A 14,305-nucleotide genomic window follows, 5' to 3' on the forward strand; every position below is an offset into this window, starting at 1 on the left:
ACCTTTTTAGGATTTCCGAGGTTGGCCCCTGTGTCCTGGCTGTGAATCTGTTAACAAAGCCGGCCTGTAATGCAACTGCCACACTACGCGATTAGTGTTCGAGGCATCTGAGTTTGGCCGGCCAAACGGCACGCTCAGTTCATAGGATTAGTACGGCCACTGGAGAGGCTGCCTGTAATCTATCCCCTTTCTCCAGGTTCTAGCTTGATGACAACGAAGTCCGATACCCCCCTTAATAGCGTTCAGCTAACCATGCTGGCACTTGGGGTGATTATCGTTTTGTTCCTCTGGGTGTTATTTCTTTGGCAAGGATCATCGACAAAGGCAGAAACACTCAATGCGAGGTTGTCCGAGAACCGCAATCTGGCGTTAATTGTGTCGGAGAGCCTAAAGCAGATGACTGATCGTGCCAAGGCCATGGGTAGCTTGGTGACTGACGATGTCATCGCGCATCAAGGGGCAGAAACTCGGCTTCTGACCCTTCTGGCAGAAGATCCGGTGTTCAACCGGCTCAGTGTTTACAACTTATCTGGAGATCTGATCTATACCAGTCATTTGGGTTCAGCACGGTCAAAGCTTGGTAGTTGGTTGGCTGGAACTGAGACGCACTTTGCCGGAACTGGATCTGCGCCTGTGCTTCCCGACCGAGTTGCGGATCCTGCATACGCGCCGGGAGAACCTGCCTGGCGATTGCCATTCCTGGTTCCGCTCAGGCTGACAGACGTGTCCCAATCCTCAAGATTGATATTGATTGAGCTGGACATCGCCTACCTGGCAGGGCTTATACAGAATGTTGAGCTGGGCGCGGGCTTTATTCAGATTTTGGATTCCAGGGGTGGTGAGTGGATGCGCGCCAATGAAAGCGGCATTGTGGTCGGAGGTCCACAGGTTCCAAAAGTTCAAATTGCAGGTGAAGGTCGTGTTGTCACCGGAGAAGCCACGCTGGAGCTGGCGGGCGAGCGTTACCAGTACGTTTTTGTTACCCGTCCAGCTAACGGTTTTACCGTCAGTGTGGCCCAGCCCTATTATGAAATCTTTGCACCGATTACGCCTGGCCGGAACAAGCAACTGGTAGCTAATAGCGTGATGACGTTACTGGTTCTGGGCATTGTGTTCTGGCTCATTCGTAGCCTGACCCAGCAGCAACGGGTTATGGAAGCATTGCGGTTGTCGGAGCGGAACAACCAGCGACTGATTGGGCGTCTTGAGACCGAGCATGCCCGCAGTAGCCGTGCCGCTTCCATTGATCATCTCAGTGGTTTGTTCAACCGTCGCCAGTTTCTGGATGTGGCGGATTCGCTGGTGCTGGAACAACGCCGACAGCGTAAGTTATCAACGATGCTGTTCATTGACCTGGACCGTTTCAAATCCATTAATGACTCGCTCGGTCACCATATCGGCGATCTGTTGTTGCAAGCGGTCGCGGGTCGTATTCAGCGAATGCTTGGAACAGGTGACATCGCCGCTCGTTTCGGCGGTGATGAGTTTGTGGTGTTGCTGGCTGGCGATCGCAGTGAGGCAGACATTGAGCAGTGGGCCTCAGCATTGACTGCGCACTTGTCCGCTCCCTACATGCTGGAAGGCACGGAACTGGTTACCAGTCCCAGCATCGGTATCGCCATCAGTCCTCGGGATGGCCAGAGTATTGATGAACTGACGAAATGCGCTGATGCAGCCATGTACTCGGCCAAGAAAGCCGGGCGTGGCCAATATCGCTTTTTCGACCAGTCATTGAATGTAGCTGATGTGGAAGAATTTCACTTGGAACAAGCCTTCGCCGAGGCTCTCAGAAAACGGGAGTTCGTGCTGCACTACCAGCCCCTGGTGTGTCTGGAGAGTATGGAAGTCATCGGCTATGAGGCCCTGGTGCGCTGGCAGCATCCGGGTATTGGTTTGCTTTATCCGGACCGGTTTATTCCTGTCGCCGAGAAAACGGGCTTTGTGGTGGCATTGGGTATGGAAGTACTTCGATTGGCGTGTGCCCAGTTATCTGACTGGAAACAGAAGTACGGTAGCTCAAAGCCAGTCGCAGTCAATGTTTCCCCGATACAGCTGGCCCAGCCGGAATTCTGTAAAGAGGTACTGGCGATGGTGGCTGACCATGGTTTGACGACAGATCTGGTGGAGCTGGAAATTACGGAAACCGCCATGCTGGAGGGCCGGGCCGTCGAGAGTCTGCACTGCCTCAAGCGGGCAGGTATCCGGCTCAGTCTTGATGATTTCGGCACCGGTTATGCAGGGTTTGCCCACCTCGAGGCGGTACCGGTAGACAAGCTGAAGATTGACCGAAGCCTGATCAATCGAATATCAAACAGCCACGATGACAGTCCCATTGTGTCCTCAACCATTATTCTGGCCAAGCGAATGGCGCTCAAGGTGGTGGCCGAGGGGGTAGAAACCCGTGAACAGCTGGTGCACCTGAAAGTCGCCGGCTGCGACATCGCTCAGGGCTATCACCTTGGGCGTCCAATGCCCGCAGAGCAAATACCAGAGTTTCTCAGAACCTTTGCAGAGGAGGCCGCCAGCGCATGAGGTTGTTGATGTTGACTCTAGGGCTTGTCTTCGTGGCTTTTGCACCATTCTCCCGTGCAGAAGCCGTTCAGGAGGTCAAATCCTGCAGCATGAACCGATTGACCTTCACCATGGTTCCTAAAAAAGACATTGACCAGCAGCGCACTGAATATCGGCCGTTAATCATGCTGTTAGAACAGGGGCTTGGAATGCCAGTTGAGCTGGTCAGAGCAACTTCCTACGAAAGCGTGATGGATGGCTTACTCTCGGGCGGTGTCGATCTGGCCGTCATGGGGCCGGCGTCCTATGTTATCGCCCACGCTCAAGATTCGGGCCTGGATGCCTTTGCGTCATTAACCACAGAGGCCGGGTTCTTTACGCCAAAGGGAAGTTTCTATTACTCGTTGTTGGTGGTTCCAAAAGCGGCAGGAATAGACAGCATTGAGCGCCTGAGACATGCCCAGGTGTTGCTGACCGACCCCTCCAGTACATCGGGGGCCCTGGTTCCAAAGAAAGAGTTTGCCACTACTATCGGCGAGCCGTTCTCCGATTTCTTTGGCGCAAACATATACGCGGGCAGCCATGACAAGGCATTGATGGCGTTGCTTGATAACAAGGCGGATGCAGCCTTTGTTTCCAGCTCAAGAGCAGATGAAGCCTACAGGCGCGGCGTGATTGATAAGAATACTCTAACCGTTCTCTGGCGCTCTGCACCGCTTCACTATGACCCGTTTGTATTCCGCAGTGGGATTTGCGAGGAAGTTCGCAGCCGGGTAATTGATTTACTGACAACACCTTCACCAATGCTTACCGAGTATTTGAATACCCAGCGCGCGATGGGAATAAACCGCGTGACCCACGATGACTACAGGGCGATTGAGGTCATCGCCCTGCCGAAATAGCCGCGTTCGGAAATTCCAGTATTCAGGTCATCATTCAATGCAACTTCAGGCGAGGATGCATCGCTCGGCTGATCTTGTCCATCAGCCAGATAATGCCCGTGCGCAGGAACCCGTGCAGGGCAACCTGGTGCATCCGGTACAGGGACACATAGAACAACCTGGCCACCTTCCCTTCGATGTACATGCTGCGACCAGACAGGTTGCCCATCAGGTTGCCGACCGTCGTGTAACGGCTGAAATTGATCAGTGAGCCATGGTCATTGTAGACAAAGGCCACTGGATCTTTGCCCTCCAGGCGGTTGCACAGGGTCTTGAACAGGGCATCGGCCTGCTGATGGGCGGCTTGGGCCCGTGGTGGCACGGGATGGTCGGAATCGGGCTGCGGGCAGGCTGCGCAATCACCGAAGGCAAAGATGTCGGTATCCCGTGTGGTTTCGAGGGTTTGCTTCACCAACAGCTGATTGCTGCGATTGGTTTCCAGGCCGCCGAGCTCCGCCAGAAACGGGGGAGCCTTGATGCCCGCGGCCCAGATGGTCATTTCAGATGGCAATTCGGTGCCGTCTTTCATGACCAGGCTGTTTTCACGCACTTCGCTGACTGGCTGCCCGGTCAGTACTTTCACCTTCTGGCGTTCCAGTTCACGGGTGGCTGCCGCTGACAGGCGCCCGGGCAGGGCCGGCAAAATCCGGTCTGCCGCTTCGATCACGCTGATGGAAACATCCGAGGACTGCAGGTGGTTCATGCCGTAGACCGGCAATTCCCTGGATGCCAGTCGCAGCTCGGCAGCCAGCTCCACACCCGTGGCGCCAGCGCCGATGATGCTGATATTCAGAGTATGGGGTTTGCCCTGATTGGCCTCGTGGTTTTTGCGCAGGAAGGCGTTGAGCATCAGGTTATGGAATCGCCTTGCTTGCCTGAGGCTGTCGAGAAACAGGCAGTGTTCCTGGGCGCCGGGTGTGCCGAAATCGTTGGCTGTACTGCCCACGGCGATCACCAGGGTGTCGTATTGAATCCGACGCTCGGGCACCACCTCGTGGCCCTCTTCGTCCAGGAACGGCGCGATGATGATTTCCTTGGCCGCCCGATCAAGGCCATTCATTCGTCCAAGTTGAAATTCATAATGATGTTTTCGCGCGTGGGCACGGTAATTGATTTCATTGGCGCTGGCGTCCAGGGAGCCGGAGGCCACTTCGTGCAACAGAGGTTTCCAGACGTGGGTCAAGCCGGCGTCGACCAGGGAGATGCGAGCCTTGTTTTTTTTGCCGAGTTTGTTGCCGAGGCTGGTGACCAGTTCCAGGCCTCCGGCGCCACCGCCGACGACAACAATGTGATGCAGGTTTTCCATAACAGTCAGACCTTCAGAAGATGAGAGCCAAGCGCTCTCGCGGGAAAACGCTTGGCTGTCTGCTCTGATCAGTCTGACCTGTGAACACAAAAGGTAGGCTGCTAACACCGTTATACTAACGTTGACGGCCCGGGATGACAATTGGACAGAAGTGTTGTCTGGCGGGTGCTTTGGGTTACACCTGAGCGCAGAAGCCGTGTTTTCCGCCGCTAGTTTGCTAATCTGGACAAAGACCTGACGTGGTTGATAAAACCGGAACACCGGCCGGTCCCGTATCATTCGGCGATGGCTGAATTAATCAAAAGCCGCTCGACAGGAGAGACGATCGTGAAACTAGAGGTTCGTGGTGTAGAAGAGGGACAACCCATTCCAGAGAAGTTTGCCTTTGGGGTTTTCAGCGAGCAGGACCACATGAGCTTTGGCCCCAACCGAAACCCCGAGTTGGTCTGGTCTGGGGCACCGGAGGGTACGAAGAGTTTTGTGGTGATGATGTTTGACCCGGATGTGCCCAGCGTAGCCGATGATGTGAATCAGGAAGGCAAAACCGTGCCCGCCGACCTGCCCCGGGTGGATTTCTTCCACTGGCTGCTGACAGACATTCCCGCCAATATCGGCCGCATCCCGGAAGGCGAAGACAGTGACGGCGTGTTGCCCAAGGGCAAGGACCATGGGCCGGGTCCGATTGGCGTTCGGGGCGTGAATAATTACACCCAGTTCCTTGCCGGCAACCCGGACATGGCGGGCACCTATGCCGGATATGACGGCCCCTGCCCGCCCTGGAACGACGAGATCATCCACCACTACCATTTTGAAGTGCACGCGCTGGATGTGGACAGTCTTGGTCTGGAAGGTGAGTTTGATGGGAACGATGTGCGCCAGGCGATGGCCGGCCATGTGCTGGCCAGTGCCAGGGTGACCGGCACCTACACTCTCAATCCAGATCTGCGCTGACGCTGTTTGTCGCCGGGCGGACGGTTCTTCGCCCGACTTCATAAAACTGACTTGCCATTGTCACCCGGGTGTCACCGGAGCTTGCCAAGGTTGTTACAGGAAACCGAAGGCAGGCCTGACACCACGGGAGGCACCATGCGAGCGTATCGCAGCGTATTCATTTCCGATGTTCATCTGGGAACGGCCGATTGCCAGGCCGACTACCTGCTGGATTTCCTCAACAACGTTCGCTGCCAGACGCTGTACCTGGTAGGCGACATTATCGACCTGATCGCCATGCAGCGCCGGGCCCATTTCCCGGACAGTCATCGGCAGGTTATCCACAAGCTGCTGGAGCTCGCCGCCACCGGTACCCGGGTGGTATACATTCCCGGTAATCACGACGAGTTTTTCCGGCGCTTCTGCGGTCAGACCTTCTCCGGCATAGAGCTGCAATACAAGGCAGTGCACACCACCGCCGACGGTCGTCAGTTTCTGGTCTGCCATGGCGACCAGTTCGACCAGGTGGTGCGCTGCAGCCCGCTGATGCTGCTGGTGGGAGACCGCGCCCACGGCCTGTTGCTGCGCCTGAACCGCTGGTTCAACGCCCTGCGTCGGCTTCAAGGCAAGCCTTACTGGTCGCTGGCGGCCTGGATCAAAAGCCGGATCGGTAAGGCCAGAACCTTTATCCGGCGATTCGAGCTGGCGGCGCTGACGGCTGCAGAGAAAGGTCATTACCATGGTTTTATCTGCGGCCACATCCACTCGGCAGGCTTTCTTCGCAGTGAAGATGGACTCTACTGCAACGATGGCGACTGGGTGGAGCATTGCACCGCGCTGGTTGAGCGGGACGACGGCAAGCTGGAGCTTTTGCACTGGTCAGAATCGCCGGTGACCCTGAGCCGGGAACCGGAACACCCCAATCCGGAACTGGCCGGTGACGCCCGGCCGGTGATCGACGCCCTGCCAGCTGCATTTCTGGACCAGTTGAACGGCCCCGTGCGCTAGCGGCTGATTGAACGGGGGGTAAGGAGTTTCAACTTGGCAGAGGACACCTGGCTGGAGTTCAGTTCTGTACCTTGTAGACCTCTAGAATTGCCGCCATGTCGTCGCCCAGATGTTCCAGCTCAGTGGCCGACAGGTTGCGCTCAGCCATGGAGCGCAGCCCCATAATCTGGCTCTGAAGTAGCCTCGCCAGCCGCCGGCAATCGGTTTTGGCGGCAATTTCTCCCTGAGTCCTCGCACTTTCCAGCAGCTCGGCAAAGGACGTTTCAATAGCGGCCAGCACACTCTGGGCCTGTGAATACAGTGCCGGGTTGGTGTTGCTGGCTTCCAGCAAGGTTTTCACGATCAGGCAGGCGCGCGCGGGCGCGCAGTCAACGTCTGTGCAGCTGCTTGCGATTTTCCGAAGATACGCCTGCAACCCTTCAACGATGCTGTCATAACTCGCCATGTGTTCCGAAAGGTCGGCTCCGCCCTGCTCTGCGTAATTGGCCAGGGCTTCAGAAAACAGGCCATCTTTACTGCCAAACGTGGCGTAGATGCTGCCCGGGCGCATATCCAGCGCCTGTTCGATCTGCTTCATCGAGCTGCCGTGATAGCCCTTGTGCCAGAACAGACTGACGGCCTTGGCCAGGGCTGTATCCCGGTCATAGCTTGGAGGTCTTGGCATAACAACACCGCCTTCGTGTGAGCTTTGAATGTTCACTCAATTATAACTTGAGTGACTGATCAAAAACAGGTGAGCTACCGTAACCGGCACCTACTGAAAGTGGTCATGACGTTGTCCCAGAAAATCATGAGTAACTACATCAATCACATCGCCAAAAAGCCGGTAGATGGCCGTTTCAATTGAACTACCTTGATTACGCCCGCAGACTGGAGAGTCCAGCCAGAAGTCAGGGATGGTGAGGCTGGGCCCACCCTTTTGTTGTTATTGATTTAGTTGCAGCCAACGGGCCAGCCTTGAGCCGGGGCGTCGGCTGATCGACCAGGGTAACCATACCATGGCGGCCAGAATTGCAGCGCCGGCCAGCACGGTCAGTATGGGATTTAGCCTAAAGGTGTTCCCCAGCCCGGCGAAGACCACTGTCATCGGGAGCATGCCGAGCAGAGTCGCGATGGCGAAACGCCAGGCTTTAATGGCAGTAACGCCGGCGGCATAGCTGATCAGGGCAAAGGAAAATACAGGAATCAGCCGGGTCAGCAGAATTGCGATGGTCAGAAAACGCTGAGACCCATCCGGAGCCAGCACTGGGTTGCCGGGGAACCGTTTGCAGATGGCATCGCGGCCAAGGCTTCGGGCAATCCAGAAGGCCGCCATGGCGCCGACCAGCGCGCCGGTCGCCGCGATCGCTGTGCCCCACACAACGCCGAAGGCAAGTCCGGCGGTTGCGCTGACAGGTAGGGTTGGGATGGGGCCCACCACCACCGCGATGATCATCAACATTATCAGCAGTAGAGGACCGATTGCGCCTTGGCTACCAAGCCAGGCGGACAGAACATCCGGAGAAAGGTTCGTTGGCATACCCAGGTTCTGTAACAGCCACCAGGATGCTGCCAGCGCAACAAGAACCACGACCAGAATTGTGATTCTGAGAGTCATTGAACAACCTTCAAGGAAGTGGCGGGTTAGCTCTGGGATATCGTGGCTGATTACTCAAGCAAGAGCGTGTCGTATCAGGGAAACCCAGGATATCACTATGACTGAGGCGTGTCGTTCGAGTCATTTGGGCCTGTGGGTTGACTCTTGAGAGCCTCGGAAACCCGCTCATCAATCCGGCGAAGGAATTCCTCGTCTGCGCGCCCCGAAGAGTGCGCCCTCAGTAGGTTGTTACTGGCCCTCAAATTGCCAATAAACGTCCGGCAGTCTTTGCACATCATCAGGTGCATTTTCACAGTCAGATTCTGACGGCCGCTGAGTTCGCCATCAATGTAATCACTGGCGATTTCGGCCAGGCCCCTGCACATTAACATTCGCCGGTCTCCTGGAAAGTCTCCACCATGAGAAAGATCCTCTGCCTCGCCCGATGTAACAGTACACGCAGGTTAGAGGCACTGACATCCAGAATGTTACAGACATCATCCGATTTATGCTGGTGGGCTTCATAGAGCATCAGGGCTGAGCGCTGAGTTTCCGGCAGGGCAGACAAATGTTTGTCCAGGCAATCGCTGAGGGCACCGTTTTCCAGCAGATTGTCGGCTGATTCATGGAACTGAAGCTTTGGGGGCAGGTCCCAATGGCCTTTGGCGTTGAAACGGTCAGCCAGTTCCGGTTCCAGGCTTTCCGAGAAATCCGTGGCCACTTCCCGATTGCTTGAGCGCAGTTTGTTTTTGCACCGATTGGCAACGATGCGGTGCAGCCAGGTTTTCAGGCCTGAGCGGCCTTCAAATTTCTGTATTGCATCTATCACTGTTACCCAGCAGTCCTGGACAACCTCTTCCGCGCTGGAGTGGTCCAGGTAAAACCGGGCCACGGCGAGCATGCCGGCTGAGTATTCACGGACTGCCCGGTGATAGGCCGTCGCGTCGCCCCGCTTGAGGTCGTCGATCAGTGATGTTTCAAGTTCAGGGCGTGCCGCTGTGTCCATGGGTTTCCGTCCCTTGTCGCTGTCAGTATGGCTGTTTGTCTTTGTATAGTGTTTCGGAATCGGTAAAAGTTCCGGTATTCTGTAGTGAGTGCTCAAAAATAATAGTTCAGGGGCTGTGTAACATCCAGCCGGTGATCGTGTCTTGGCTATAACAGCGTATTGGTTTATTCAATTCTTACAGGCATGGATATGAATCGCAGCAAGCTTTTACTTCTTCTGATTATCGCCGCCATCGTGGGGATCTTCCTCGGATTCGACGGCCACAAACTTCTTACTCTGGAAAACCTCCAGTCGCACCAGAGTGCCATCGGGCAGTGGATTGACCAGAATCTGGTATTGGCCGTCTCAGGTTACGCGGTTATCTATGTGGTTGTGACCGCCCTGTCTCTGCCCGGAGCCACCATCATGACTCTGGCCGGTGGTGCCTTCTTCGGTAACCTTTACGGTTTGGCGGCGGTCTCCATTGCGTCGACCGTGGGCGCATCCCTGGCCTTTCTGGTTGCCCGATTCCTGATGCGGGACACCCTGCGTAAGCGCTACGCGGAAACGGTGGCCAAAATGGACCGCGGCATCGAGAAAGACGGTGCGTTCTATCTGGCCACCCTGCGCCTGGTGCCGGTGTTCCCCTTCTTCCTGATCAACCTGGCCATGGGTCTGACCGCCATGAAGCTGCGCACCTATGCCCTGGTGAGTTGGATTGCCATGTTGCCCGGTACCTTTGTGTACGTGAACGCGGGCACCCAGCTGGGGCAAATCCAGTCGACCGGTGACATTCTTTCGGCCAACCTGCTGCTGTCCTTTGCCCTGCTGGGGCTGTTCCCGCTGATCGCCAAGTTTGTGGTGGGGTTCATCCGCCGCCGCAAAGTGTATGCCGGCTGGCAGAAGCCTGACCATTTCGATTACAACCTGTTGGTGATTGGTGGCGGTTCGGCCGGACTGGTCTCCGCCTACATCGCCGCGGCTGTAAAAGCCAAAGTGGCGTTGATCGAGAAGCACAAAATGGGTGGTGACTGCCTGAACACCGGTTGTGTGCCCTCCAAAGCCCTGATCCGCAGCGCCAAGGCGGCCGACACCTTGCGCCATGCTAATCGTTACGGGCTGGAGGCGGTGCCGGTGAAAGGCTCGTTCAAGAACATCATGAACCGGGTCAAGGATGTCATCGCGAAAGTGGAGCCCCACGATTCCCCGGAACGCTATCGCAAGCTCGGTGTGGACTGCATTTCCGGCGAGGCGAGTTTCGTGTCGCCCTGGGAGCTGGAGGTAAAGCACAACGACGGCCGCACCGAACGTCTCACTGCCCGCAGCATCATTGTCGCCACCGGCGGCAAGCCTGCCGTGCCACCCATTCCCGGCCTGAACGACATGCAGCCGCTGACCTCCGATAATTTGTGGGAACTGGAGGAGCAACCGCAACGCCTGCTCGTGCTCGGTGGTGGCCCCATTGGCTCGGAACTGGCGCACGCGTTCGCCCGGCTTGGCTGCCATGTGACCCAGGTGGAAAAAGGCGAGCGATTGCTGGCAAAAGAAGATGCTGATGTCTCAGAGCTGGTACTCAAACAGTTTGAATCCGACGGAATTGACGTCCGGTTGAAACATTCCGCTGCCGAGTTTCGTATAGAGGATGGAGAGAAGGTCGCCTATTGCGATTATGAAGGCGAGAAGATACGGATTCCCTTTGATCAGGTTTTGGTGGCGGTGGGGCGCGCGGCGAATACCTCCGGCCTGAACCTGGAAGCGATTGGCGTGGACACCTTGCCGAACGGAACCGTGCCGGTGGAAGACGACATGAGCTTGCGTTATCCCAACGTGTTTGCCTGCGGCGACGTGGCCGGCCCGTACCAGTTCACCCATGCGGCCGCCCATCAGGCCTGGTACGCGGCGGTGAACGGTCTGTTTGGCCAGTTCAAGCGCTTCAAGGTGGATTACCGGGTAATGCCCTGGGTGACGTTTACCTCTCCGGAAGTGGCCCGGGTTGGTTTGAGTGAAGCGGAGGCTCAGCAGCAAGGGGTTGCCTACGAGGTGACTCGCTATGGCCTGGACGATCTGGACAGAGCCATCGCCGAGAGCGAAGACCACGGCTTCATCAAGGTGCTCACGCCGCCGGGCAAAGACAAGATTCTGGGGGCCGTGGTGGTGGGTGCCCATGCAGGGGAAATTCTTGCCGAGTTCACGCTGGCGATGAAACATGGCCTGGGGCTGAACAAGATTCTGGGCACCATTCACCCGTACCCCACCTGGAACGAGTCAGCCAAGTACGCGGCGGGTGAATGGAAGCGGGCCCACGCGCCCGAAGGCATTCTGAGGCTGCTGGAGAAGCTCCACGGCTGGCGCCGTGGTGGCAAAAATACAAAAGCATTGAGGAGCACCTATGCCCCTGACTGAAACCCGACCGGCACGCAGTAAACGCATTCCGGCCGTGGAAGTGCTGGAACCCCGGGCATTCGACAGCTGGACCCACACCCGCAACGGCGACCCTCGGGGATACATCGACGCGGACAAGCTCAAGGAGCTGTGGATTCACACGGGCACCGCCTGCAACCTGGCCTGCCCCTTCTGCCTGGAAGGTTCACACCCCGGCGATGGTCGCATTCCGGGCATGAAGCTTAGCGATGTGAAACCGTTTATCCACGAAGCCATCGACATGGGCGTGGAGCAGTTCTCCTTCACCGGCGGAGAGCCGTTCGTGATCCGGGATTTCGTGAATATCCTGGATTACGCCAGCCAGCACCGGCCCTGTTTTGTACTGACCAACGCCACCGAGCCGCTGCATAAACGGCAACACCAGGTGTTGCCGTTACTGGACAACCCCTACCCGATTCACTTCCGGGTCAGCCTGGATTTTCCGGATCGCGCACGGCACGACAAAGATCGCGGCGAAGGCAGCTTTGCCCAGGCACTGGACGGTATCCAATGGCTGATCGAACAAGGTTTCAAGGTGTCCATCGCCCGGCAGACCGACCCCGGCGAAAACCCGGTGGAGGTGGAAGCCGCGTTCCGTGAGATTTTCCGTCAGTGGAACATTCCGGAGAACCTGGCGTTTACCGCGTTTCCGGACCTGGGCACGCCGGGATCTGAAGACGGCAGCCCGGAGATTACCGAGACTTGCATGGAGAAGTACCCGACCAAAGAGGCCCGTTCCCACTTCATGTGCACCTACACGCGGATGCTGGTGAAGAAGGGAGATCAGGTTCGGGTGTATGCCTGCACGCTGGTGGATGATGACCCGCAGTACGACTTGGGCGGCACGCTGGCTGAGAGCATGGACGAGCGGATTATGTTGCGGCATCACCGGTGTTTTTCCTGTTACCGGTTTGGGGCTAGTTGTTCGGCGCCCGGTTGATGTCTTGTTTCGGAGTTCTGGGGTTCTGGAGCTTTGGAGTTACGGCTGTTGGGGTTGGGGGATGCCCTCCAAAACAAAAATCGTGGATTTTTTAATGGTTTTGGAGGGCATCCCCCAACCCCAACAGCCTTGTTGAATACCGGTGGTGTACCGGAAAGCCGTTATCGATGTCGGGGGCGTTGAGCGGTGGAGGGGGTTCCAAAACCATTAGAAAATCCACGATTTTCGTTTTGGAACCCCCTCCACCGCTCAATGACCTGCACCAAAACAATGGAATAAAAAATGAACATTACTGAAGCCTCCCTGTTTTGGGGATTTCTGCTGGTGTACGGCGTGGTTATGTACGTGCTGTCGCCCAAGAGCAAGAACGCGAATTCGTTTTACAAGGGCGCGGATGACCACGGCAATCCGGTGGGCCAGTGGTCGCTCACGGCGAGTATCTTTATCAGCTGGATCTTTGCCAAATCGGTGACCAACGCCGCCAATCTTGGGGCGGCGTATGGCGTGGTCGGTGGCCTGGCCTATGCCAGTTACTGGTTGTCGATTCCGGTGGCGGGTTACGTTATCTATCTGATCCGCACCCAGACCGGGGCCAGGAGCCTGCAGGATTTCCTGACCTCCCGATTTGGTCGGTTCGCAGCGCTGGCGTTTGCGGCGGCGATCCTCATCCGGTTGTATAACGAAGTCTGGAGTAACACCGCCGTGGTCGGTGGGTATTTCGGCCTGCCTGGTGAGTGGGAATACTACGCTGCGGCGATGCTGTTTACCGTTTTTACCCTGGCGTACAGCCTCAAAGGCGGGCTCCGGTCTTCGATCTTTACCGATGTGATTCAGGCCTTTGTGTTCGTGTTCTTCGTCGGGGCGGTGTTGTTCCTGATTATTCCGGCCAACGATACCAGCGCGCTGCTGACCAACGGCGAGTTCCGCCTGAACGCCGGCTTCGATCTGCTGCTGGTGGCTTTGCTGCAGCTGTTCAGTTACCCGTTCCATGACCCGGTGCTGACCGACCGGGGCTTTGTGAACAAGGAAAAGACCATGCTCAAGAGCTTCGTGGTGGCGGGTCTTCTTGGCTTTGTGGCAGTGTTTATCTTCAGTCTGGTGGGCGTGCATGCGCGTCTCAATGGCATTGAAGCCATGGGCAATGCACCGGCGGCGGTCGGTCAATCCCTTGGTCTGGCGGCGTTGTTCTTTATGAGTGTGGTGATGATGACCTCCGCGGGCTCGACCCTGGATTCCACGTTCACGTCCCTGGCCAAATCCCTGGCGGTGGATTTGCCCCGTCTGGCTCGCCGCGCCAAGGACAAACTGCCGAGTATGCGAGTGGGCGCGGTGGTGATGGTTATTTTTGCTTTCCTGGGCAACCTGCCCATGTTCGCAGGTACCGATATCCTCAAGGCCACAACCATCTCGGGTACCATGGTGATGGGTCTTGCGCCGGTTTTCCTGTTCTATGGCTTTACCCAGTGGTCGCCCTGGAGCTTTCATCTCAGTTTCTGGACCGGGCTCGGGCTGGGTGTACTACTGGCGGTAGGCCTTATTCCATCGAGTTGGGCGATTGGTGATGGTGCCTACGCCATGTTGCTGGGTGTGAATGCCTACGGCTTTCTGATCTGTACGGCGTGTTTCTTCCTGCCTTTGCTGCTGCGGCGCCTGGCCGGAAAGTCTGTGGTTGCTGAGGGCGCGTGAT

Annotated in this window: 13 protein-coding genes; 8 read left to right on the plus strand and 5 right to left on the minus strand. The window is 56.8% G+C overall.

The annotated features are described in order from the left end of the window. Window positions 1-207 precede the first annotated feature (207 nt). Together ACNSOI_RS00630 and ACNSOI_RS00635 are read left to right on the plus strand one after the other, a co-directional pair. Window positions 208-2,532, plus strand: a complete 2,325-nt coding sequence (locus ACNSOI_RS00630) for a putative bifunctional diguanylate cyclase/phosphodiesterase (protein ID WP_420194899.1) — start codon at window positions 208-210, stop codon at window positions 2,530-2,532. Continuing rightward, window positions 2,529-3,413 carry a phosphate/phosphite/phosphonate ABC transporter substrate-binding protein gene (locus tag ACNSOI_RS00635; RefSeq protein WP_230713228.1) on the plus strand — a complete coding sequence of 295 codons (885 nt, stop codon included), beginning with the start codon at window positions 2,529-2,531 and terminating at the stop codon, window positions 3,411-3,413. The genes ACNSOI_RS00630 and ACNSOI_RS00635 overlap by 4 nt, the downstream gene beginning before the upstream one ends. A gap of 34 nt (window positions 3,414-3,447) precedes the next feature. Here ACNSOI_RS00635 and ACNSOI_RS00640 read toward each other — a convergent pair whose 3' ends face one another. Continuing rightward, the gene (locus ACNSOI_RS00640) at window positions 3,448-4,758 is read right to left on the minus strand and encodes an NAD(P)/FAD-dependent oxidoreductase (RefSeq protein WP_106694192.1); all 1,311 of its coding nucleotides are present in this window, start codon (window positions 4,756-4,758) and stop codon (window positions 3,448-3,450) included. Window positions 4,759-5,085: 327 nt separating this feature from the next. Between ACNSOI_RS00640 and ACNSOI_RS00645 the strand changes: the two genes are divergently transcribed. Further along, entirely contained in the window at window positions 5,086-5,709 is a 624-nt protein-coding gene (locus ACNSOI_RS00645; protein WP_106694193.1) for a YbhB/YbcL family Raf kinase inhibitor-like protein, read from the plus strand. Between the two features lie 135 nt (window positions 5,710-5,844). Beyond that, a complete protein-coding gene (locus ACNSOI_RS00650; protein ID WP_072678081.1) occupies window positions 5,845-6,696 on the plus strand; it encodes a UDP-2,3-diacylglucosamine diphosphatase in 852 nt (283 codons plus the stop codon). A 58-nt stretch (window positions 6,697-6,754) separates the two neighbouring features. Here the strand turns inward: ACNSOI_RS00650 and ACNSOI_RS00655 are convergent, their stop codons facing one another. Then, the gene (locus tag ACNSOI_RS00655; RefSeq protein WP_420194900.1) at window positions 6,755-7,360 is read right to left on the minus strand and encodes a TetR/AcrR family transcriptional regulator; all 606 of its coding nucleotides are present in this window, start codon (window positions 7,358-7,360) and stop codon (window positions 6,755-6,757) included. A 51-nt stretch (window positions 7,361-7,411) separates the two neighbouring features. Between ACNSOI_RS00655 and ACNSOI_RS00660 the strand changes: the two genes are divergently transcribed. Then, window positions 7,412-7,543, plus strand: a complete 132-nt coding sequence (locus ACNSOI_RS00660; RefSeq protein ID WP_420194901.1) for a hypothetical protein — start codon at window positions 7,412-7,414, stop codon at window positions 7,541-7,543. Between the two features lie 78 nt (window positions 7,544-7,621). Here the strand turns inward: ACNSOI_RS00660 and ACNSOI_RS00665 are convergent, their stop codons facing one another. The 3 genes from ACNSOI_RS00665 to ACNSOI_RS00675 all read right to left on the minus strand — a co-directional run bounded on the left by ACNSOI_RS00665 (window position 7,622) and on the right by ACNSOI_RS00675 (window position 9,278). Further along, window positions 7,622-8,293: a TVP38/TMEM64 family protein gene (locus ACNSOI_RS00665; protein WP_138437332.1), complete on the minus strand. Its 672-nt coding sequence runs from the start codon at window positions 8,291-8,293 to the stop codon at window positions 7,622-7,624. Window positions 8,294-8,388: 95 nt separating this feature from the next. Then, entirely contained in the window at window positions 8,389-8,664 is a 276-nt protein-coding gene (locus ACNSOI_RS00670; RefSeq protein WP_138437331.1) for a zf-HC2 domain-containing protein, read from the minus strand. Further along, the gene (locus ACNSOI_RS00675; RefSeq protein ID WP_420194902.1) at window positions 8,658-9,278 is read right to left on the minus strand and encodes an RNA polymerase sigma factor; all 621 of its coding nucleotides are present in this window, start codon (window positions 9,276-9,278) and stop codon (window positions 8,658-8,660) included. Before ACNSOI_RS00675 ends, ACNSOI_RS00670 begins: the two co-directional genes overlap by 7 nt. 189 nt (window positions 9,279-9,467) lie before the next feature. Here ACNSOI_RS00675 and ACNSOI_RS00680 point away from each other — a divergent pair, with 189 nt between their 5' ends. From ACNSOI_RS00680 to ACNSOI_RS00690, 3 genes are all read left to right on the plus strand, one after another. Further along, complete coding sequence (locus tag ACNSOI_RS00680) at window positions 9,468-11,660, plus strand: FAD-dependent oxidoreductase (RefSeq protein ID WP_420194903.1); 2,193 nt, start codon at window positions 9,468-9,470, stop codon at window positions 11,658-11,660. Beyond that, a complete protein-coding gene (locus ACNSOI_RS00685) occupies window positions 11,647-12,618 on the plus strand; it encodes a radical SAM protein (protein WP_061331317.1) in 972 nt (323 codons plus the stop codon). The genes ACNSOI_RS00680 and ACNSOI_RS00685 overlap by 14 nt, the downstream gene beginning before the upstream one ends. Window positions 12,619-12,900: 282 nt before the next feature. After that, the gene (locus ACNSOI_RS00690; protein WP_420194904.1) at window positions 12,901-14,304 is read left to right on the plus strand and encodes a sodium:solute symporter family transporter; all 1,404 of its coding nucleotides are present in this window, start codon (window positions 12,901-12,903) and stop codon (window positions 14,302-14,304) included. The last annotated feature ends 1 nt before the right edge of the window (window position 14,305 follow it).

The organism is Marinobacter sp. GH_1 (genome assembly GCF_048595985.1).
In the GTDB taxonomy this organism is placed as follows: Bacteria; Pseudomonadota; Gammaproteobacteria; order Pseudomonadales; family Oleiphilaceae; genus Marinobacter; species Marinobacter shengliensis.

Coding starts and splice junctions, on each gene's coding strand:
- ACNSOI_RS00630 (WP_420194899.1), top strand. CDS start 208: ATGACAACGAAGTCCGATACCCCCCTTAATAGCGTTCAGCTAACCATG.
- ACNSOI_RS00670 (WP_138437331.1), bottom strand. CDS start 8,664: ATGTTAATGTGCAGGGGCCTGGCCGAAATCGCCAGTGATTACATTGAT.
- ACNSOI_RS00650 (WP_072678081.1), top strand. CDS start 5,845: ATGCGAGCGTATCGCAGCGTATTCATTTCCGATGTTCATCTGGGAACG.
- ACNSOI_RS00635 (WP_230713228.1), top strand. CDS start 2,529: ATGAGGTTGTTGATGTTGACTCTAGGGCTTGTCTTCGTGGCTTTTGCA.
- ACNSOI_RS00680 (WP_420194903.1), top strand. CDS start 9,468: ATGAATCGCAGCAAGCTTTTACTTCTTCTGATTATCGCCGCCATCGTG.
- ACNSOI_RS00685 (WP_061331317.1), top strand. CDS start 11,647: ATGCCCCTGACTGAAACCCGACCGGCACGCAGTAAACGCATTCCGGCC.
- ACNSOI_RS00640 (WP_106694192.1), bottom strand. CDS start 4,758: ATGGAAAACCTGCATCACATTGTTGTCGTCGGCGGTGGCGCCGGAGGC.
- ACNSOI_RS00690 (WP_420194904.1), top strand. CDS start 12,901: ATGAACATTACTGAAGCCTCCCTGTTTTGGGGATTTCTGCTGGTGTAC.
- ACNSOI_RS00655 (WP_420194900.1), bottom strand. CDS start 7,360: ATGCCAAGACCTCCAAGCTATGACCGGGATACAGCCCTGGCCAAGGCC.
- ACNSOI_RS00675 (WP_420194902.1), bottom strand. CDS start 9,278: ATGGACACAGCGGCACGCCCTGAACTTGAAACATCACTGATCGACGAC.
- ACNSOI_RS00665 (WP_138437332.1), bottom strand. CDS start 8,293: ATGACTCTCAGAATCACAATTCTGGTCGTGGTTCTTGTTGCGCTGGCA.